Source organism: Funiculus sociatus GB2-C1, assembly GCF_039962115.1.
GTDB classification, from domain to species: Bacteria; Cyanobacteriota; Cyanobacteriia; order Cyanobacteriales; family FACHB-T130; genus Funiculus; species Funiculus sociatus.
Window position 1 is genome coordinate 34438 of sequence record NZ_JAMPKJ010000034.1, and the last position, 22420, is coordinate 56857.

The following is a 22420-nucleotide window of genomic DNA, read 5'->3' on the forward strand; positions in this document are numbered from 1 at the left end:
GATGCTTTACACATATAGGGTTGTTCGTAATTCATCTATAGTCTTTTTGAGGCGAATCTTCGCTTCTAGGGAAGCCAATTCCTCTAATGTCAAATAGGTCAATGCTATTAACATCAAAGGTTGGTTATTAAGGCTAATTAACTCCCCTACATATTCAGCATCAAAGCGCTCCAAATTTTCTCCAGCAGTCTTTACTAGCGCCTGTAAAATCTTAAAAGCCCCTTCTGAAAGTGGTGGCTGACCTCGGTAGTTTTGCAGCCTGCCCCCTTCTCGGTAATGCGGAAACGCTTCCAACCCCAGAAAGCGTAAGAACCAATCAGCCCGATAGTGTCCTGTAGCAGCTACAATGCCTCTGTAGTCGGCAATCAGTTCATCGAGTAGATTATTTCGCATCGAGTCAAACAAGCGGCGTGTGAAGTAGTGGGTACATTCATGTTCCAGCCGAATTGTTAGGGATAAGTTCCGCCACTCCGATTCCGAGAGTCCCATGTTGCTGGCTGGGACATCACTGTAAGCACCATCGCTCAAAATAATCAATCGATCCTGATAAAGCTCCTTATGGGGGATGATCCGCCTAAACTCCTCTGCCCAACTCGATTCCGAGCAATTCAAAGGGTTTTGAACTTCCCATTGTTGTCGATACTGGCGAATCCGATCCCAGTTGTTGAAACCAGCAACCATGCAGGCTCCCATAGACGAGGGGACTGGTTTTGGTTCATTACGCATTGTTAGCGCCTGTACCAGAGAAACAAAATCCTCCCGGTTTCCGGTGAGCAAAACTGGGATAGCTCCTGCGAGACTTTGATGTATTATCAACTGGAGTTTCTCTGGTTGCTTTAAGACCAAACCAGTCGCCTCAGCCATACCATCCACTAGCACACCCTTACGGGTAGCACAGCGATATGTCTCGGTCTGACTGATGCCCTCCTGGATGGGAAACTGTAACTGAACCAATACGCCCTTGAGTGATTGAAATGCTCCGACTACTCTCGCTTGGGCGGCGTATTCCTCCCAGGCGGCTACATGGGCTTCGGGTGCAAGGGGAAATTGAACGAGACGTGTTAAACCGCTACGGTCAAAGACGTTTTGATTGTAAATCAGCAGCTCTTCGGTTTCTGAGGCACTGGCACCATAGGAGGTCAGTATGCTCTTGCGAAATTCCTGTTGGTTCATCAAATGCGATCGCCTCCAATCAGTAGTTTCCTTAACTCAACCCTCAGTCTTCAATCTGAGTTGCAATCTTTTCCACTATCTGGCTGAAGGGATGATCAGGGTAGCGTAGACAGAAAAGTTCTTTACTCCCTAGCAAAATCATTTCTTCCGAGAGCGGTATAATCCCAGCCACGGCTGTGTTGTAAGTTGCCTCTAGCTGTTCCCGCAAGGCATCGAAACCTAAGGCTGGCAGTACCTTGTTGACGACCAGCAGCATCTTGGGCACCTCCAGCTTTCGAGCCACATCCACCGTCACAGCAGTACCTTGGAAGTCTTGGCTGTCTGGACGCAGGATGACGACTAGAACATTAGAGATACCGATAGAAATTAGAGTTTCTTCGTTGAGTCCGGGGTGAGTATCAATGAACAAGTAGTCCAAGTTCAGACAGCGAATAATTTCCTGAAAGCCATCATTGAGACGAACTACGTCATACCCCTGGCGCAGAACGCGGGAAATTTCTCTAGCTTTAGTACTAGAGGGAATGAGGTAGAGGCTACCGTTTGCTACGGTTGTCTCCCCCTGTTCCGCCTTGAGAAGATTGCTAACGTCGTAAGCAGCCTCTTTAATGTGACAGCGACCCCATAGGTAGTCATTGAGGGCAAAGTCGATTTTTTCAATGTCTAGACCGAAAATGACGTGAATCCCTGGCGACTGGATATCAGTGTCAATAATGCCTACCCGTTGCCCGTGACGGGCTATAGTAGCCGCTAGGTTAGCCGTCAAGTTTGATTTACCAGTTCCACCACGGAACGAGTGAATAGATACTATTTTCGCCACAGTGTACCTCCAGGTATAAAACACTATCAAAGCTTTGATATGACCCCTCTCGACGACGTGCTGAGTTCTGGTGCAAGCTATCTGCCTGATTACAGCCACCCAAAAGTGGGAGTAGGTGTACCTTGGTTGCGGATTTATTGACCATCGTCTACCACTCGAACCTTGAGCTGTTGAACCCTTTGTTGCAATCGCTGATAGTACTCCGTCTCAGTTTCACTAGCTGTTACCGATTGATTTCTGAGCTTTTGCACTTTTTTCTGCAACTGCTGAAAGTCATCCGTTTCCGTAATTTCAGCGACTTGGCGAACCTTTTTGGCTTCGTCAATCTCGACGCGCAGTTCCATCACCTGCTGTTTCAGGTTCTGCTCTCGCGCCTTCAACTTTTGAGCCATCTGTAGGAAGACGCGCACCAGTTGACCAATATCGTCCTGAGAGTGAGACACCTCAGCTAATCCTTGAGGCTCGAAATCGTCCTCTTCCAGTGCTTGTGCTGCCTTGGTGAGGGCACGAATCGGTCTAACAATGCTCCGTGCTAGGAGCAGCGCTATGATTGTCGCGATCGCTCCTACTGCCAGTAAGCTGCGGCTATTTTGCCAGATTAGATGATTTAGGGGAGCGGTAAACTGTGCATCAGTTTTGTTCACTGCCAACACCCAGGGTTGCTCGTCTAGGGGAGCGAAGCCAACCATCTGGCGTGTCTGCTCCTGTGGGGAGTAATAACTGGTGTGACCGATTTCTTTAGTCCCCACCATCGCCGCTGCCAACTTTGGAATGTCCAAGCTCTCAATTTGCTCGATGCCATAAAGCCTGTCGGTCTCGACCTGCTTACGTTTCTCTGGCGGTAAGGGAGCCAAACTATGGTAGAGGAGAGACTTATCCGGGTGGCTGATGATTACCCCCTGCTGGTCAACCAAAAAGGCGTAGCTCCCAGAGCCTGCCTGTAGCGCATTTACAATCGCCCAGATTTCCTCTCCCTTGATTTTTAAGACTGCTACTCCCAGGATCTTGCCACTCTCAGACCGCACAGGGTGGGAGAAGTAAATGCCTGGTCGCCCACTGGTTGTACCAACTAGGACACTAGAGACGTAAGGCTGTCCCTGGATTGCCTGTTGAAAGTATTCGCGAAAGGCGTAGTTTTGACCCATGAATGTTGGATCGGTGGAAGCGAGGCCGCGCCCCTCTTTGTCTAGGAGATAAACAGCGTCATAGTCGGGGTTGGAGCGGAAGATGTTATCTAGCGATCGCTGCACGGAGGAGCGGAAGGTTCCTTGCTTCTCAGGCGTGGTAGAAGTGAGGAAACCTACCACATTCTTCTCAGTACTGACTTGAACCACAACGCGCTGAATATCGATGATTAGCTGGTCGAGACGACTCGCGTTACTGGTAGCTAACAGTTCCAGTTTGCGGTATTCGCTATCCTCTGCACTCTTCAGGCTCTGTTGGAGGTTGTAATAGGCAGTGAAGCTCATCGGTATGAGCGTAGCTAAGAGTAGTGCGACCGAGAGTTTAGTCCTGATAGACCAGGCAGAGGGGTTAAACAACTGACGCAAGTGCTTACCAAAGCCGATTGATTGCTCTAAGCCCGACCATACTCTGCTGAGTGGTTGGTTGTTGAACGATGCCTGTTCATCAGGGACAGCCCCTAACCCTCCAGCGATCGCCTCTAGCTGTGCGTCACTGAGTTTACTGTCATCTGACTTTGAGATTTGAGCCAAGGCAGCTTCCCCTTCTTGCCGTGTAAAACTGTAGCCAGCAATTCGTACAATCTCTAGGCGTTTATCATCACTGGCAGCGTTTCGGAGTTGCTTTTGGAACGCTTCATCCGTGGCTACCCTCTCGTAAAAGGCTCTTGCGCTTTCAACAGACATACATTTTAAAGAGGCTATTAATGGGTTGCCTCAATCCCAGAGAGTGGCAGTAATCTCTGCTACGTCCAGGGACTGCTTCGCCCTGATAAGAACGCTTAAAAAGGCTCGTCGGTTTTGCCAGCCAGAACGCGGTAGGAGAGGAGGCTGAGCGTTTAGCTGACCGTCTGAGCCATTTTTTTTCAACTCAAAATTGTCAGTTCCCTACGAGGGATCTGAGCCATTCTCTAAAGCAAGGGAATCACCAGTTATTTCTTCTGTCTAGGTAATAGTATTGCTTACAGCTTTGTTATAAGGTTCTACTATGTAAGTATCTACTGCATCACCTACAGCATCAACAGCGTCACTAACAAAATCAAATACACCCCCACCACTGACTGCTGCTAGTTCCTCGTCGTTGAGTTCGCTGTCAGATAAGGCAGACGCTTGGTCTTTGGAGGTGACATCATGCCATTCTTCCGGGGTGAAATCGTAACCAGCAGCTTGCAGAACTTGATTGCATTCCTCCTTATTTGCAGCCTGCTTTAGTTGCGCCCGAAATGCTTTATCCGTGGCCATCCTTGAATAGAGTGCCTTTGCGTTTTCAATAGACATATATTCCTCCGGTTGATACCTACTTAATAAGGGTAAAAAATTAAAAAACGGGCAACCTTCAAACCTGGCAAAACTTGGTAAATACTAATTCTTTTGTCAGCTAAGACTATTCGTTTTTTCTGTAATAGTATTTAGCTTAAATGGTACTGGTTCCGTTCACAATGCACAATTTTTCTGTGAAAATAGCATTTTTTTCGCTCCTGCTTGATACCTAATGGAATGCGCTCAATTTTGAGCAGTTAGTATTAATTTTTACAAAATCAAATACTCTAGTGACGTTGAACAAAGCTTGGGAATATCTAAATTCTTACATCAGTAATTCGCTAAAATTCCTCGGTGATTAATTTTGAAGCACTATCTATATCAGGCATTCAACGAAACAGTATGAGCGGGATATAAGGCAAGCTTTTGTTACTTAAAAGCTTTCACTTCAATACTTCTTCAAATGTGTTGTATTCCCTTACGGGTAACAGACGCCATCGTGCTTCCCCCAGCAGTTCCAACACCGAGGAGTGGTATTTCAACAAACTTGATCGATGACCGACACTAACATAGGTGATGCCAGAGGACAGCAACTGTTGGTAAAGCTGCTCTTCATTCTTCAGATCTAACGCCCCTGTCGCTTCATCCAAAATGGCATAGTGTGGGGAAGCCAAAAGCAGACGAGCAAAGGCGAGGCGTTGTTGTTCGCCTAGAGAAAGCACATTCGCTAAATCTAGTTGTGCATCCCATCCACCTATGCGTTCGGCTAAGTCAGCCAAGTTTACCTGTCTCAACACTTCACGCATAGCATCCTCTTCAGTATCCCGGTCAGTGTTGGGATAAAGGAGTTGCTCACGTAGGGAACCCAAAATCATGTAAGGGCGCTGGGGTAAAAACAGCATCGACTCAAGCGTTGGTCTAGCGATGCGACCCGTTCCCGCCTTCCACAACCCGGCGATCGCTCTGAGTAACGAACTCTTGCCCATACCACTTTGACCGATAATGAGCAATCCCTCCCCAGGTGGTACCGCTACAGATAAATCTTCAACCAACCTTTTTTGATATCTAGGTGTCTCCAAGGTCACATGGAACAGTTCCAACTGGTCAGCAGGTACTGTATCAATTGAAGTTGCGCCTACAGTAAGAATTTGATACGGGGTGTCTAGAGTCTGATTAAATAAAGCCAAACGATTCACCCCAGCAGCAAACGCACTTAAGTCTTCAAACTGAGTGACAATAATTGACAAAGCCTTTAACACGGCGGAAAAGGCAATACTCGCCTGAGAAATCACGCCAAACTCCACCTGTCCGGCAAAAAACAGCGGGGCTATCACCACAATTGGGACTAGCTGAATGAAAAAATTGTAACCCGTCTTAAAAAATCCCAGGTTGCGCTGCCAAGCAATCAGACGGTCAAAGTTTCTATATAGCTCGTCAAACCGACTTCTTACTGTAGCCGACTCCGGTGCTTCGCCCTGATAGAAAGCGATCGCTTCGGCGTTGTCACGGATATGGACTAAGCCATAACGAAAATCAGCTTCTTTCTGGAGTTGAAGGAAGTTCAGACCAATCAGTCGTTTGCCGAAGAGTACGGTGACAACTGTACCGACAAAGGCATAGCAGACGAGAATCAACACCAGCGGCACAGAAATTGATATCAGTATCCCAATAAACGCAATCAGACTAAAAACTGACTGGAGAACTAAGACAAAAAACTTTAGAGAGTTTCTTGTAAAGGTATTAATATCTTCACTAATTCGCTGGTCAGGATTGTCAACATCTGCGTAAAAATTAATGTCATAGTAAGCCCGATTGTGAAAATATTTATCCAGAAAATGGTTAGTCAGCCACCGCCGCCAGTACAAACTTACCTTATCAATAAGGTACTCAAAGAAGACGGCTAAGGGTGTGACAATGACTACAAAAACGACAAAAATCAGCACAGTTTGCCAGAAGTTGCCGATATTCCGTTGCTCCAGGGCAGTGAACAAATTTCGGTTTAGGAAGCTGACACCCACATCGATGCCACTGGCAACTATCAATAACAACAGGACAAGTGCCAACAGCCCTCTCGCACCCCATTTTTCCTTACTAAACCAATAAGGTTTAGCGATCGCCCAAAACCGCTGCCACAACCGCCAGTCCACTCGATTAAGTGAGGCTTTTCTTTCTAACATACAACTCCCTAGAAGGTAAATAATTACTGAATCTACACATCAGACATAGCTTTTTCTCATATACAGCGGTTTGCATTTGAATGCGGGACACCTCTATGTACGGGCGCAAAGCTTCGCGCCCCTAGTGATGTCCCTCACTTATCTGAAAATTGCGGTAATTAGCTCTGTTAAATAAATTGTTCTGAGCTATAAAAAACTGCAACAGACAGAGTAGAAGTTTCAATCTGTAATCATCTTCCTAACTCTTTTATCCGTTGTGGTCGTCTTACAAAGTAGTAAATTAAAGCACCAATACCATTGGTGAACAGAATGACGATTAGCCAAGCAAGTTTATTGCTTCTATCATTAGGTTCTTTGGTAATACAGTCAATGAGTATCCATAGCCAAAAAAAGAGTACCCCCACAAACAATATTGCAAATAATACAGGTAAGATTGCATTAAGTTCTAGCTTTTTGCTCAAAATAAAGCTGAGAAAAACAAAAATGAGAATTCCTAGAATTCCATAGGAAAATGCGCTTATCTGCCATCTGCTCATCGCGGTTAATCCTCTTAAATTTAGTCTTAGCTACTAATTTTTGATTCCCCAGCCATTTTAGAAAATGTCTTCAGCTCTCAATTGAACATTCTAAATCTGTGTTCAAAACAGTTTTAGTCTTAATTCAAGCGTGCTGGAATGGGGCAAATTGTTACTCTATTAATAAACTAAAGTTTCTATTATTGGCATTAATAAAAAAATGGGATTGGATTCAGTTTATCTTCCCTCAACGGTTCTTTTAACCAACCTAACTTGACGGGAACATCGTAAAGCCGCCCAGTGCCAAATCTAGCCCAGAAGTGGCGCATTCCAGGGACGATAACCTTTACAACACTTAGTCCTATATCAGGACGTGTCTGGTCTAAAACCAGTGTTTCCATACCGTTTTTCTCTGCAATGTCTACACAAGTCATGACATCCTTCAGCAAATCATCACTCCAAAGCTGGGGGTAGTCAGAACGCACTTTCGGTACTGCGCTTTCATCTGGAACTAGATAAGGCTGATTTTCCAGCGTTGCTGTTTTCCACCAGTTTATGGTGTCACTATCGTCTATAGCGTATTCACCACTTCCATCAGCGGTAATTGGTAAAACAGCAGGAAGAGACTGATTCGCCTCCGTCAATGCCCGAAGGATGGCGATTTTAGGGTCAAAATGGGTACCACAGCCTAAGATAATATCCTCTATCGTTTTATCAGTTCTCCTTGAAACAGCAATAAAAGTAGGAATATTTAAATCGCTAGTGATGTCGAGAACCCAAATATCACGCTGAATTGTTTTGTAATAATCCTTCAATGATTGAAAATACGGCTCATCGAAATTATCTAAATCGACCACTGGCCTCTTGAGGCGGTTATACCACCACAAACAGACACTATCCCGTTCTACCAATTCCATAAATCCCTGAAGGATAGCTTCCTCTATTGTATTACCGGCTGCATTGCCGTTTGAACAGGAATTGCAGAAAGCGTTCTCTCTATCGGAAACGGTATAACTGAAATAGCAGTAAGCGGTTGGCAAGTATTTAAATTCTTTGTAAGTCAACGACCAGACTGGTGTCCACTCAATTTCTACTTCCTCATCAAAGGGACTTGGAACCCAGTGAAAACCAGCCGTTAATTTTGCGTTCCATTCCCTACGATTTTTGTATTGTGCTTCACTGAAATTCATGCAGGTATTTGGGTGGATTGCGGCTTCCCCCATTTCTTTGTAACTTGCTTTTTTTCTAACTTCGTCTCCCTGAAATACGCCAGAATATCTCTCAAGCGATTCGCAAAGACAACTTACCTTGGCTTGGTAGTCGGTCATACCCTTGCCAGCGCTTCTGCTTCGCAAACTTCGGCGCAAAGAGTGAAAACTGTCGTGCGTTAGGGCGAGATTCTGCCCAGCAGAATAAGTATGGGTCAAACCATTCTCCCCTTCGAGCAAACGCCTCAGTCCATTGACAATGCCCGTAATTGGACTAATGTGGTGTTGATATTGCTTCAAAGTCGCCTCAGGGGAAGAACAGCGATGTCCCCCATCCGCAATGAAAGTTTTCTTCCGGCTCTCAAGAACAAGAGGTTGTGGTTTCCTGTTTAAAAGATATTTTGCTTCGCCACAATGAGGGCACTGAGGACGCCGAACTAAAGTATGGTTTTGTATCTCCAGAGTTGTCACATCAAAGGTAGCCACAGTCCCTTCAAGCCGTTTATTCTCTTTATTAACAATCCATTTAGCAGCTTCCGTTGCCGCCATAGTTAGCGCTGTTTGGGATGTCGAAGGCAAAGCAGCTAGAGAAGTTGCCAAAGGTGTCGTGATGCCCTTCTTTCTCTGTACAAAAGTTTCAACTTGGCGCTGTGTTTGAAGACGTTGAGCCAAACACGCCCAGCAACCAGTTTTCCCAGGGTAAAATATAGGTCCAATCCAAACAACAGTTCCTACTGGTTTAACGAGCATCCAAGGGCGTTGAAATTTCAAAGCTTTCTGGTTAAAAGCATCCAACTCTGATTGAAGGTAATCATCGCTTAATACTACCGAAATATCTCCATCATCACATACTTGAATACCCAGCGATTTTAGTATAGAAATAAACGGTTCCGGTGTGATATTACCAAATGAAGTCACGGTAACTCTAGTTGCATGCAAGCGGGTTGCAGCTACCTTTGATTCAACGCCAAGAAAATTCCAGAAAGCCGCCATTTCATGAGGTATAATGTTATCCGTTTCAACAATGTACCCCTTGTTTTCCAAGGACATCAAAGCATAGTAAATTTTAGCAGTAGAGGCTTGTCCTTGAAGTTTGTCAACTATATCGTCAACCGTATGATGGCCATCTATCAACGTTGCTAATAGATAGTAGAGACGACCTTTTAGAAAAAAATGCCCCTTCTCTGACAGTAGAAATACATGCTCTGGCTCTAAACTTTCGACACGGAAGTAAGCTTTAAACTTTGGTTTGTTAATCATTATTTTAGCCTCTGTTTTTCAGTTGCCCTTTTGCTGCTTTCAGGTGATCTATTTGGTATCCTGACTCAGTAATTCCATCCTAATAATTCTTTGAGGAGTTGTGGACTAGTCATTGAATTGCTCGCTGTAGGTAAAAGACCCGAAGTGCATTTCTATGGACACTTGCGGGTCTTCACTAATGATGCCGGAATCGTACTAGCTACCAAGAGTACAGATGACAGTTTGCAGCTCAAGGTTTGCTCTAGCCAAGCTTGAGTTCATTAAGTCTTAATCCCATCCCACGGTAATGGAAAACAGGCTAACCTCGCCGTAATCGGGAAGCAAATCATCACCACCTCCTCCTGCAACGGCTTCCAACTGTTCTTCAGACAATTCCTCTACACCAGGCTTTTTGGGAATTATAAGATAGAAAGTATCACCCGTTTCCTCCAGCACTTGAACGTTGGCACCTTCTGGCATCTTTTGCCCAAGTTCTCTTTCAATTGCTGCTTCAGGATTGCTAACCAGTTCTTGCTTGAACGCTTCATCCTGCCAAGCATGAGCAACTAGTTTTGCTTCCAGCTCGTTTCTGGTCATTTTCTGTTGTCCAGCCATTTTTTTATCTCCAATAACGGCTTTATAACTAACAATTTAGAGGATGCAACCTTTGCTCACAATGCACAATTTTTAGGCAAGCATAACGTTTTTTTCGCTACTGCATTTTTAGTCTAAATCAGGAAAAAACTAGGTCTAATAGCTCAGTTATGTGTTAGCTTTCTCGACGGTTTGAGTTAGAGCTTTCTTGAAAACAGAATTTTGAATTAACTTGAATTTACTTTCCGGGTCAACCTTATTATGGCAAGCGAATGACTTTAAGCAAAAAGGACTGACAAGCACTTGTGTACACTTGCAGCTTTTCCAATTTTGTTGATAGCGGGGGGTTGAAGTTAAGGAATTTCAATATCTACAAAGCTAAGCACGTAGTCAACAGTCCTTCTCTCCCCAAGCGACCTGACTTACCAAGACCTTGACCAGAGATATTGGAGATTAGTGGAGATGGTCAATTGCCACAGCGTTACTCTTCCTGCTGAACCGACTGCCAGGATTCGTTTGGAGCCGCTACTTGCCGTACTAGGTCGGATGCATAGTAGTTGTCTGTCACCAGTTGAGGACAGCGCTGGCAAGCAGCTTTTCCTTCTTGCTGCCACCACCGGCAATGCGGGCGAATCTGGCAGGCTGGCAGTGCTTCGACAACAGAGGGTAATTGCTCCACAATCCGCATAGCTAGGCGGCAGTGAGAGCCGTCAAAGTGCTTGCAGCCATGACCAGCACAAGTTGAAGCCATGCGGAAGACTTCTGTAGGTTCCACTGAACCAGATAATGCCAAGACATCCTCATTAACTGGCACTGCCTTGGTGAGATATCCAACCTGCGGCGCGGCTACGGTTCCTCCCACTACACCAAACACAACAGCCTCGCCAGCTTCGGGTCGTCCACTAGGGCAAAGAGGCATTGTAGCCAGATCAGGGACTGATGAGGTTGATTCACGACTACTGGAATCATTGCTACTTCGACTCAGGTGAGGGTCGGCTGATGTGGAAGTCTCTACAGACGATGCCGGATTTGCGATCGCGCGATCGCTTGTTTCAGGATTTTGAGGAATAGCATTCGCGCTAAAGGGTTGCAGCACATACTCTTCAAACAAGCTTCTCCACCCACCAAGGCTGTAGGAGGATGCCTGAACTGACCTGACAATCCCAACAGAGCGAGCCTGAATCGCTCTTTTGCGAACCTCAAAGGCAGTAGGCTCTAACTCTTGCGACCTAATCCGCTTAGTTTGGCAAGTCAAGTCATTTTGAGATGAGGAAATTGATTGTTCCACAGGGTTACTCCTCTGGTAAAGGTATGGGGGCTTCGATATACTTGAACACCCCCAATAGTTGTTGAGATCGAGCCTTCGGAGATTAGAACTAATCAACTGCAATTAGACCCGCAATTAAGGGCTTGATAGGGAGTGGTGCTGCTATACCACCTGCGACCATCTCCAGTTGGGAGTCACTCAGTTCTTCGTTAGTTGGATTTGCAGGGATGACCAGATGTTTGACAGTTGGCGTGTCTTCGTGAAAGCAAATGGTTAAAGCGTCAGGCACGTCTTCGCCGGTTGCCTCTTTGATACCAGCCTTTGAGTTTTGGAGCAGTCTGGCTTTGAAAGCCTCATCAGCTAAAGCTTGTTGTATTACTTGGCTGATAATCGGATTTTGTCCTTCCAAGTTGTACCTTTCCAAATGCTCCTTTCTTGGCAAAATATAATTCTGTCGGTCTGTCCCATCTTCATGCACTTCAACCTTTACAGAATCGGGAACCTTAGCGCCGATCTTAGCCAGTGTGGGCTTGGGGTCTGCAATGAAGCCGTTTTTAAAGCCTTCATCAGCCCAGACTCGTTCGAGAAGAGCTTCGTAGGAGTTGATCAGATTTGTCATGATAAACCTTCGATGAATGCAAGTTAATTTGAGAGAATCTTTCCTTCTGCTCATAGGCAGTGGCATTTACGAGAATAACTACGCGGTGAGCGATCACTACCGACTTTACCAATCGCTGCTCCCTGCTGTTGGGAACTTGCGCTCCTCACATTCAGAACTGCTAATGGTTCTTAAGCCTGAAAGCTTCGCCTAGACAGGCTCGTTTAAACCTAAGCTTAGAAGTCAACTTAGCGCGATCGCATTGACAGATTTTTCGCTCCTGATTGATGATTTTTTCGCTGTTTCGTAAGTAGTCTTTTGCAAAAACTTTTTTGAGATGTAAAGCTCCTGTAAGACGTGAGCTACTTCTGCTAGATACTGAGCTAATTACGCTGCGCGTTGCGCCAGCCTTGGGGAGTAGTGCCGTGATATTGGCGAAACTGGCGGAAGAAATGACCTGCATTCTGATAGCCCACCACCTCGGCAATCCTATCTACTGAGTGGTTAGTCTCCAAGAGCAAGGAACACGCCTCTGCCATCCGGCGCTCGACGATCCAGAGGTTAACCGTTTTTCCGGTCTGACGTCCTACCAAATCAGTTAAATAAGCCGGAGAGTAACGGACGGCTTTAGCTACATCCTTGAGGGTAATCGCTTGATGATAATTGGCCTCAATGAAGTCGAAGACCTCCCTCAGCTTTGGACAGGCAGGAAAAATTGACTGAGGGGCTGTCGGTTTTGCCGTGTCAGCAGGAGGTGGCTCTACGATTCGTTGCACCTCAACAGCACACCATTGCCTGAGGGCAGCCTGTTTTTCCAGTCGGGCTGCGATCGCCCTCAGTAATTCCTCTACCGTAGTGGGCTTGGTGAGATAGTCATCCGCTCCCAACTCCATCCCTTGGCGAAGCTCAGCCTTGGTACCCTTAGCAGTAAGAAAAATGAAAGGAATCATTGCTGTGACAGGGTCTTGGCGGAGCGTGCTTAGAACGCCGTAACCATCAAGTTCCGGCATCATAATGTCGCAAAGCACTAAGTCGGGAAACTGTTCCTGTACTCTCTGGACACCGACACGGCCATTTTCCGCACCGATCGCATCGAACCCTTCTTCCTCTAGGCTTTCTAGATAGATATCTCGGCTTTGTGCCTCATCTTCAATCACCAGAATCTTTTTCATTGTCTCCTCCTGATAGTTAGTCATTGTCAGTTGGAAAAATGAACAGAGGAGTTACTTCTGACGCCACTCGAAGAGCGCAATAGCAGCGTGACAGTAAACCTAGTGCCTCCGTCCTTCATCACGGCAATTTCCTCACCGTGTAAGTTCACAAACATTTGCGATCGCTCTCAATAAGTCCTCAGCTGTACAGGGCTTAGTGAGATAATCATCCGCTCCCAACTCCATGCCGTAGCGGCGTTCCGCCTCAGTAGTCTTAGCCGTGAGAAAAATGACTGGAATAATTGCTGTGACAGGGTTTTGGCGCAGATAGGTTATAACCCCATAGCCATCGAGTTCCGGCATCATAATGTCGCAAATCACCAAGTCAGGTAGATGTTCCTGTGTCAGCTGGACGCCAACAAAGCCATTTTCTGCACTGATAGTGTAAAATCCTTCTGCCTCCAAGCATTCTAGATAGATATCTCGGGTTTGCGCCTCATCTTCGATTACTAAGATTTTTTTCATCGTTTTATAGGTTCTCAATGTTTGTTAATTCATGTAAAAGGAACAGAAACCCAGTTCCAATTTAATCAGTTATTTGTTCAACCATTGGTTCTGCTCTACGCTGTTGTTGACATAGTTAATTTGCCGGATATAGCTTTCTGAAACGCTTTTTTCTGTTACCAACCACAAATTTTTGCAACAGAGTAATTCAAGTTCTCTAATCAATTTTTCGTTGTTCTTCAACCATGTTGAATTCTTCGCAAACGCCTTTACAACTAAAAACTAAAGGATGCAAAGTTTGATGACAATGCCTAATTCTTTGATAAAACTAACACTTTTTTCGCTTCTACTATCTTTAATTTGAAAGAACACTTCTCTATCTCAGCGAGAGTTCCAAATCAACTGCGCTGTCTAGAGGGGAATACTTGCTAGCTATTCAAGAGTAGATTCGTGAGAATGGGCTACAGTAGTTCTTCATTTACGCAGGTTGTTGAGCCAAGGCTTGCAAAGATAACAGTATATTGACTACTGTCGCTCAGTAGTATTTCTGCAACTAAGTTACAGCAGAATGAATGGGTTTAAATCAATTGCTCTTGGAGTGAATGTTAGTTTTCCTGCTTCTGCTCTACGGATGATTTAACTTGATCTAACAACTGGCTGAGCTGTTCAACAGCTGTTCGGATGCGCTCGATATACGGTTGTTTTTTCTCCTCAGTCCATTGGTGGCTGTGACGCCTCAGTAAGCTGGTAGAGAATGAGACGATGTTTAGCAGGTTGCGGAATTCATGACGAAACACAGAGATAAAGTGCGCTCTCTGTTCGCCGAGTTCTTTTTCGTGTTGCAGAGTGGCGCGAATTTCTACTTCTGCTTGTTTGCGCCTGGTAATGTCACGGACGAAGATATAGCCACACTCCCTGCCGTAGAATTCTAGATAGGTGACGGCGATCTCCACTGGAAAGCTCTGATCATCCTTAGCCAGATGTAGAGATTCAAAGTAGAGGGAACCTTGCTGCTTGATAGTTCTCCAATACTCTGACCAAACTTTTGGCGAAAAGTCAGGGTCTACGTCGTGCATAGTCATGGAGAGCAATTCCTCACGGGAATACCCAAGCAACCTACAGATCGCATCGTTGACGTATAGAAAGTGCGCGTCTGGTGCCACACAGAAAATAGCATCTGTGCCACGATCCATTAGGAACTTGGTTAATTGCAATTCCTCTTCTGTCTGTAGTGTGACTTGAGGGTTGCGTTGATCTGAAATACTGTTGCCAAAAACCATAATTCAACTCACTGCAATTGCTGATTACTCAGGTTTATCCGTCTGCCGTCAAGTTAATGGTTGTACTTGAAACTGAGTTTTCCCACCATCTTTTTTTCCAGAGATAAATTAGTCGGATTATCACGATGTGACTTGTAATATTTCTGGCTAAATGTGGCTTATACAGTCTGACCTCCTTTTAGCTGAAACTTTTGTGTACATAATTTTCAGTGCATCAGGTTGAAGTTCATAAGTATGCTCCTTGAGTACCGGGGAAAATTTCGATTTTATTGTGAAGCAGAAACTTGCAAACCTCTATTAGCTTCTCTGGCTCTGAGCAGACAAATTATGTAGAATGTTAAAAAACTTTACACGAGCCGGTGGAAGGTCAGAGAGGAAGTGCGAGGTTAAGGGCTTGCTGACAATAGGCGGCAGTTGTTGAGATACTTTGCTCCTGAATATGTCTTCTCATCTACAATCCACCCACAACACCCACCATCTGTGCATAAACACGCAGACGCTCTTCGGGAGACGGACAAAGGCGCTCTAGCCCAAACTCTCTGCAACCAGATATTTCGCAAAGCCTTTTCAGATGAGATATCACTAGAAGTTGAGAATCTGCCTCAATTAGAGCGATATAGCACTCAACAACGATTGCAACTGCGATCGCAATTATGCGTAGCTATACCAGCATCCTACAGTTTGCTTTCCTGTTTATCCTGATTGGTAATAGGCTGTAGTTTGCTCAACAACTGTTGCTCTTGAGGAGGCTTTTGCTGTGATAGCTCAAAGTAGTCGGAGTTGGAAGTTAGGGCTAGTGAGTGGGTTAGCGATGGCTGGAGCGATCGCTTTCTCTGGAACTGGCGCTTTTGCCCAGGTCACTCCCGACCCTTCTTTAGGAAGTGTAGTTACTCCTAACGGCACAACCTTGGAAATTACAGGGGGGACAACTGCTGGCGATAGCAATCTATTCCATAGTTTTGAGAACTTTAGCATTCCCGACAGAGGCATTGCTGATTTCCTCAATGCTCCTGCGATCGCCAACATCCTAGCCAGAGTTACGGGTGGCTCTCCTTCTGATATTCAAGGGCTGATTCGAGCTGGAGGCAATGCCAATCTTTTCCTCATCAATCCTAACGGCATTATATTTGGGCAGAATGCTCAGCTAGATGTTGGGGGTTCATTTGTCGCGACAACCGCGAATGCGATCGCATTTCCCGGTGGTGGAGAGTTTTCCCTAACTTCAACGGTTTCCCCCAATAATTCCTTACTAACTGTCAATCCTTCGGCATTGCTGTTCAATTCAATTGCCGCCCAGCCGACTAATTCAATCGAAATCAGAGGAACTCTAGCGGTTGATGAAAATCAAAGCTTGCTACTAATTGGCGGTAATGTCTCTCCAACTGCCACTTCAACCGGGAAAATCTCGATTCAGGGAGGTGCTTTAAACGCTCCAGGAGGTCGAGTGGAACTGGGAGGATTATTAGGAGTAGGAACCGTTGGGCTAAATGTTGATGGCAATGACCTGCGTTTAAGTTTTCCCGATGGCATCACGCGAACCGATGTATCTCTTACCGATGGTGCAAACGTAAATGTACGCGCTGGTGGTGGCGGGAGTATTGTCGTCAACGCCCAGAATTTGAATATGACAGGAGGAAGCCAACTTCAGGCGGGAATAAATTCACCGTTAGGGTCGCCTGAGAGCAAAGCGGGAGATATTGAAATTATTGCCTTGGATACGATCTCCTTTGATGGGGTCGGGAGCAATGGATTATCGAGTGGTATGTTCAGCACTGTAGAGCGTGGGGCTGTAGGCAACGCGGGGGACATCAGCATCACAACAGAATCTCTTTTGCTGACCAATGGTGCTGTAGTGTCTGCTGAGACTTTTGCACAGGGGGATGGGGGTAATATCAGGATTATTGCTTCGGATACCCTCTCCTTTGATGGCTTGGGGAGCAATGGATTATCGAGTGGGTTGTTGAGTGGCACCAGGACACCAGCCACGGGTGAGGGCGGTGATATTACAGTTACTACTAATGTCCTGCGCTTAGCGAATGGAGCCGTTTTAAGTGCGCGAACCTGGAACCCCTCTAGTGGCGGTAGTATCAAGGTTGACACCAACAACCTTGAGCTTAGTGGTGGCGGACAACTACTCACAACCGCCTACAGCAGTGGAACAGCAGGTAACATCACTGTCAATGCAACTAACGGCATTACCATTTCTGGCTCTGACCCCACCTTCAATGAGCGACTTGCCCAACAGACTGATCCGTCAAGCCTCAATCAGGCTGACGCGGCTAGTGGGGTATTTGCTAACACAATTCAAATTCCTAATCTTGACCCCACAGGCGAGGGGGGAAACTTAAGGATTACGACTGAAGAGTTGATTGTCCGCGAGGGAGGTAAAGTCGCTGTGAGCACTGAAGGGTCAGGGGATGCAGGCGACCTTTGGATACAAGCTGACTCTATCCGTCTAGATACTGCTGCACGTCTTGAGGCTGAAACCAGAAGCCAAAAGCCTGACAGCTCAGAAGGGCAGGGGAATATTAAACTGATTTCTCAGGAATTGGTGTTGCGTCGTGGCAGCAATATCACCACCAACGCTACCAACACAGCTATCGGCGGCAATATCACCATTGACACAGATGTAATAGGCGCCTTGGAAGATAGCGACATCAGTGCCAATGCTCAAGATGCCTTTGGGGGTCGGGTCATTATCACCGCTCAAGGCATTTTGGGTACAGAATTCCGGGAAGAACAGACCGCCCAAAGTGACATCACAGCCACTTCTGAACTTGGATCTGAGTTCAGCGGCACTGTGGAAATCAATACGCCCGATGTTGACCCCAGCCGTGGATTGGCCAACTTACCAACTATACCAGTTGATACTGAAGTAGCACAGGGTTGTAGTGCAGGTGGAAGTCAAGCTCAAAGCGAATTTATCATCACTGGTCGCGGCGGCTTGCCCCCTAATCCGGGTGAAGCACTCAACAGTGATGCCGTTCAGGTAGATTTAGTTACTCTCAACCCTAGAATAGAAAATCGCTCTATTCCACCTCAAGCCACCAATCCAACTAGACCCACACGAGTTCCTCTCGTAGAAGCTCAGGGGTGGGTAATGGGTGCCAATAGCAAAGTGCTACTGACAGCGAATGCGCCAAATGCTCCCGCCGTCACGTTCCATCGTTTCTGGCAGAAACCACCTGAGTGCGGTGTCAACTAAACTTTCCTAAAGCGGCGATCGCAATTATTCGTAACTATACCAGTATCCTACAATTTGCTTTCCTGTTTATCCTGATTGGTAATGGGCTGTAGTTCGCTCAACAACTGTTGCTCTTGAGGAGGCTTTTGCTGTGATAGCTCAAAGCGGTCGGAGGTGGGGCTGGAAATTGGGGCTAGTGAGTTACTTAGCGATGAGTGGGGCGATCGCTTCCTTTGGAGATTGCGCCTTTGCTCAAATTACTCCTGATGGCACTCTACCCAATAATTCCCTCGTCAGGGGACAGGGCAATATCAGAACCATTGAAGGAGGAACGCAAGCTGGTGGCAATTTGTTTCACAGCTTTAGGGAGTTTTCTGTCCCTATTGGTAGCGAAGCTTACTTTAATAATGCTGTTGATGTTGACATCCAGAACATCATTAGCCGGGTAACGGGTGGTTCAGTTTCTAATATTGATGGTTTAATTCGTGCTAATGGCAATGCCAACCTATTTCTAATTAATCCCAATGGAATTGTATTTGGTGCAAATGCCAGCTTAAATGTTGGTGGTTCGTTTGTGGCGAGTACAGCGAATGCACTGCAATTTGGAAATCTCGGATTTTTTAGCGCTACTGATAAAAATATCCCTTCACCGTTGTTGACTATTAATCCTTCAGCATTGGTGTTTAATCAGATTAATCAAAACGCAGCGATTCAAAATAACTCAATTGCACCCGCCGGAACAGATCCAGCAGGCTTAAACGCATCTGGTTTACGAGTACCAGATGGTAAGAGCTTACTGCTGGTGGGTGGTAATGTCAGCATAGATAGGGGACGATTAACTGTTAATGGTGGACGAGTTGAGTTAGGAGGATTGGCGGAACCTGGTACTGTAGCACTGGGTGTGGATGGCGATAATCTCAGATTGATATTTCCTGAGAATGTTGCGCGAGCTGAGGTATCTCTTACTAATCGTTCAGCTATATATGTAGCTGGCGCTGGCGGCGGTAATATTGCAGTCAATGCCAGGAATCTAGAGATTTTAGGAGGAAGTGTCCTAAGCGGTGGTATTGGGCAAGGTTTGGGGACACCTCAAACTGTTGCAGGAGATATTACGCTGAATGCTACCGGGGAAATCAAAGTTGCTGGCACTGGGAGCGTAGTTAGCAATCTTGTGCGTTTGGGTTCACAAGGTAATGGGGGTAACATTACTATCGATTCGGATTCCTTTTCGTTACGAGATGGCGCTCTACTTTCTGCCTCAACATTTGGACGAGGGAATGCAGGGAATGTGACAGTGCGAGCACTCGATGCTATTGACCTTGCTGGTAATGCAGGCATCTTTAGCACAGTGGCAGCAGGAGGTGTCGGTAAGGGAGGTAATATCGACATTAATGCTGCAACATTATCACTAATTGATGGCGCTCAATTGCTAACCATTACTTCTGGTGCATCTGATACGCAGCCAGCCGGACAGGGGGATGCGGGGAATGTCAATGTTAATGTTACTGGCGCTGTTGATATTGCTGGGCAGAAAAACGGATTAGCCAGCGGGATTCGCAGCAGTGTGCAAACGGGGACAGTTGGCAATGGGGGTAACATTACTATCAATTCGGGTTCCTTTTCCTTACAAGATGGCGCTCGACTTATTGCCTCAACATCTGGACGAGGGAATGCAGGGAATGTGACAGTGCGAGCACTCGATGCTGTTGACTTTGCTGGTAATGCAGGCATCTTTAGCACAGTGGCAGCAGGAGGTGTCGGTAAGGGAGGTAATATCGACATTAATGCTGCAACATTATCACTAATTGATGGCGCTCAATTGCTAACCATTACTTCTGGTGCATCTGATACGCAGCCAGCCGGACAGGGGGATGCGGGGAATGTCAATGTTAATGTTACTGGCGCTGTTGATATTGCTGGGCAGAAAAACGGGTTCCCCAGTGGGATTCGCAGCTTGGTGGAAACGGGGACAGTTGGCAATGGGGGTAACATTACTATCAATTCGGGTTCCTTTTCCTTACAAAATGGCGCTCGACTTATTGCCTCAACATCTGGACGAGGGAATGCAGGGAATGTGACAGTGCGAGCACTCGATGCTGTTGACCTTGCTGGTAATGTAGGCATCTTTAGCACAGTGGCAGCAGGAGGTGTCGGTAAGGGAGGTAATATCGACATTAATGCTGCAACATTATCACTAATTGATGGCGCTCAATTGCTAACCGTTACTTCTAGTGCATCTGATACGCAGCCAGCCGGACAGGGGGATGCGGGGAATGTCAATGTTAATGTTACTGGCGCTGTTGATATTGCTGGGCGGAAAAACGGATTAGCCAGTGGGATTCGCAGCTTGGTGGAAACGGGGACAGTTGGCAATGGGGGTAACATTACTATCAATTCTGGTTCCTTTTTGTTACGAGATGGCGCTCAACTTATTGCCTCAACTTATGGACGAGGGAATGCGGGAAATGTGACAGTGCAAGCACTCGATGCTGTTGACCTTGCTGATGGAAATATCTTCAGCACGGTGGAACGAGGAGCCGTAGGTAAGGGAGGTAATATCGACATTAATGCTGCAACATTATCACTAATTGATAGCGCTCAATTACAAACCCTTACTCGTGGTGCATCGAATACGCAGCCAGCAGGACGGGGGGATGCGGGGGATGTCAATGTTAATGTTACTGGCGCTGTTGATATTGCTGGGCAGAAAAACGGTTCTTTCAGTGGGATTTTCAGCAGTGTGCAAACGGGGACAGTTGGCAATGGGGGTAATATTACTATCAATTCGGGTTCCTTCTCGTTACGAGATAGCGCTCAACTTTCTGCCTCAACATTTGGACAAGGGAATGCGGGAAATGTGACAGTGAGTGCACTCGATGCTGTTTCTCTTGCTAATGGAAGTATCTTGAGCCCGGTGGAAGCAGGAGGTGTCGGTAAGGGTGGCAATATCGACATCAATGCTGCAACCCTATCACTAATTGATGGCGCTCAATTGCAAACCGTTACTCGTGGTGCCTCTGATACGCAGCCAGCCGGACAGGGGAATGCGGGGAATGTCAATGTTAATGTTACTGGCGCTGTTGATATTGCTGGGCAGAAAAACGGTTTTTTCAGTGGGATTTTCAGCAGTGTGGAAATGGGGACAGTTGGCAATGGGGGTAATATTACTATCGATTCTGGTTCCTTCTCGTTACGAGATGGCGCTGGGCTTACTGCCTCAACATTTGGACGAGGGAATGCAGGCACAATTAAAGTTAATGCTGCTGATTTTGCTACCATTTCTAGCAATAGTTCTAACTTTAACACTGGCTTATTCGTTAACTCCCAAAGTACGACGGGTATTGCTGGAGATATTATCGTCACCTCATCTAGAGTTACCCTAGACAACAGTGGCACACTCAACGCCCAATCTGCATCGGGTAACGGTGGCAACATCAACTTACAAACTGATTTACTCCTTCTGCGTCGTGGCGCTCAAATCTCTACCACCGCCGGCACGGTACAAGCTGGTGGTAATGGTGGCAACATTAATATTGATGCCCCGTCGGGCTTCATCGTCGCCGTCCCTAGGGAAAATAGCGACATCACTGCCAATGCTTTCACAGGCTCTGGTGGCAGAGTCCAAATCAGCGCTTTTGGGATTTTTGGCATAGCACCGCGTAGTCGAGAAGACCTGGCGAGGCTGTTGGGAACCCAAGACCCAACCCAACTAAACCCGCGTCTGCTGCCAACAAGTGACATCACAGCAATTTCGCAAACCAACCCCTCCCTCAATGGTCAAGTGACCATTATCACGCCGGATGTTGACCCCAGCCGTGGATTAGCAGAATTGCCAACCATACCAGTTGATACTGAAGTAGCACAGGGTTGTAGCGCAGGTGGAAGTCAAGCTCAAAGCGAATTTATTATCACTGGTCGCGGCGGCTTGCCACCGAATCCGGGCGAAGCACTCAGCACTGATGCCGTTCAAGTAGATTTAGTTACTCTCAACCCTAGAATAGAGAACCGCTCTATTCCAAATATTTCCACGAATCCAACTAGGCCCACACCAGTTCCTCTCGTAGAAGCTCAGGGGTGGGTAAGGGGTGCTAATGGCAAAGTGGTACTGACAGCGAATGCGCCCACCGTCACGCCCCATCGTTCTTGGCAGAGGCCACCTGAGTGCAGTGCGCTTCAGTCGAATTCTAAGCTTTGATGTAGCAGATATCTCCGAAAATTAATCTGAAACCCTTGCCTTGCCTGAGTCGATATTTAATTTTTGGAGATGTCTAG

General features: G+C 46.4%; 16 protein-coding genes. 3 read left to right on the plus strand and 13 right to left on the minus strand.

All coding sequences use genetic code 11. The features are described from left to right. Window positions 1-6: 6 nt before the first annotated feature. The 13 genes from NDI42_RS16600 to NDI42_RS16660 all read right to left on the minus strand — a co-directional run bounded on the left by NDI42_RS16600 (window position 7) and on the right by NDI42_RS16660 (window position 14964). Complete coding sequence (locus NDI42_RS16600) at window positions 7-1173, minus strand: DUF7005 family protein (protein WP_190450784.1); 1167 nt, start codon at window positions 1171-1173, stop codon at window positions 7-9. A gap of 43 nt (window positions 1174-1216) precedes the next feature. Beyond that, window positions 1217-1990: a MinD/ParA family ATP-binding protein gene (locus NDI42_RS16605; protein ID WP_190450786.1), complete on the minus strand. Its 774-nt coding sequence runs from the start codon at window positions 1988-1990 to the stop codon at window positions 1217-1219. Between the two features lie 134 nt (window positions 1991-2124). Continuing rightward, window positions 2125-3858, minus strand: a complete 1734-nt coding sequence (locus NDI42_RS16610; RefSeq protein WP_199310913.1) for a Nif11-like leader peptide family RiPP precursor — start codon at window positions 3856-3858, stop codon at window positions 2125-2127. A 258-nt stretch (window positions 3859-4116) separates the two neighbouring features. Then, window positions 4117-4449, minus strand: a complete 333-nt coding sequence (locus NDI42_RS16615; RefSeq protein ID WP_190450788.1) for a Nif11-like leader peptide family natural product precursor — start codon at window positions 4447-4449, stop codon at window positions 4117-4119. 425 nt (window positions 4450-4874) lie between these two features. Next, window positions 4875-6608, minus strand: coding sequence for an ABC transporter ATP-binding protein/permease (locus NDI42_RS16620; protein WP_190450790.1), 1734 nt, complete (start codon window positions 6606-6608; stop codon window positions 4875-4877). A gap of 230 nt (window positions 6609-6838) precedes the next feature. Beyond that, the gene (locus tag NDI42_RS16625) at window positions 6839-7144 is read right to left on the minus strand and encodes a PLDc N-terminal domain-containing protein (protein ID WP_190450792.1); all 306 of its coding nucleotides are present in this window, start codon (window positions 7142-7144) and stop codon (window positions 6839-6841) included. A gap of 188 nt (window positions 7145-7332) precedes the next feature. Further along, entirely contained in the window at window positions 7333-9591 is a 2259-nt protein-coding gene (locus NDI42_RS16630) for a TOMM precursor leader peptide-binding protein (RefSeq protein WP_190450795.1), read from the minus strand. 267 nt (window positions 9592-9858) lie between these two features. Then, complete coding sequence (locus tag NDI42_RS16635; protein WP_190450796.1) at window positions 9859-10185, minus strand: NHLP leader peptide family RiPP precursor; 327 nt, start codon at window positions 10183-10185, stop codon at window positions 9859-9861. Window positions 10186-10645: 460 nt separating this feature from the next. After that, window positions 10646-11452: a hypothetical protein gene (locus tag NDI42_RS16640; protein WP_242017449.1), complete on the minus strand. Its 807-nt coding sequence runs from the start codon at window positions 11450-11452 to the stop codon at window positions 10646-10648. 88 nt (window positions 11453-11540) lie between these two features. Continuing rightward, window positions 11541-12050 carry an NHLP leader peptide family RiPP precursor gene (locus tag NDI42_RS16645; RefSeq protein WP_190450798.1) on the minus strand — a complete coding sequence of 170 codons (510 nt, stop codon included), beginning with the start codon at window positions 12048-12050 and terminating at the stop codon, window positions 11541-11543. A 362-nt stretch (window positions 12051-12412) separates the two neighbouring features. Continuing rightward, window positions 12413-13225, minus strand: a complete 813-nt coding sequence (locus NDI42_RS16650) for a response regulator transcription factor (protein ID WP_348231438.1) — start codon at window positions 13223-13225, stop codon at window positions 12413-12415. A gap of 108 nt (window positions 13226-13333) precedes the next feature. Beyond that, window positions 13334-13705 carry a response regulator transcription factor gene (locus NDI42_RS16655; protein WP_190450801.1) on the minus strand — a complete coding sequence of 124 codons (372 nt, stop codon included), beginning with the start codon at window positions 13703-13705 and terminating at the stop codon, window positions 13334-13336. 584 nt (window positions 13706-14289) lie between these two features. Then, window positions 14290-14964 carry a PAS domain S-box protein gene (locus NDI42_RS16660; RefSeq protein ID WP_190450802.1) on the minus strand — a complete coding sequence of 225 codons (675 nt, stop codon included), beginning with the start codon at window positions 14962-14964 and terminating at the stop codon, window positions 14290-14292. Window positions 14965-15381: 417 nt separating this feature from the next. Here NDI42_RS16660 and NDI42_RS16665 point away from each other — a divergent pair, with 417 nt between their 5' ends. From NDI42_RS16665 to NDI42_RS16675, 3 genes are all read left to right on the plus strand, one after another. Beyond that, on the plus strand, window positions 15382-15666 hold the full coding sequence (locus NDI42_RS16665; protein WP_190450804.1) for a hypothetical protein: 285 nt from the start codon (window positions 15382-15384) through the stop codon (window positions 15664-15666). 55 nt (window positions 15667-15721) lie between these two features. Next, complete coding sequence (locus NDI42_RS16670) at window positions 15722-18169, plus strand: two-partner secretion domain-containing protein (RefSeq protein WP_190450805.1); 2448 nt, start codon at window positions 15722-15724, stop codon at window positions 18167-18169. Window positions 18170-18359: 190 nt separating this feature from the next. Further along, the gene (locus NDI42_RS16675) at window positions 18360-22343 is read left to right on the plus strand and encodes a two-partner secretion domain-containing protein (protein ID WP_190450821.1); all 3984 of its coding nucleotides are present in this window, start codon (window positions 18360-18362) and stop codon (window positions 22341-22343) included. Window positions 22344-22420 lie beyond the last annotated feature (77 nt).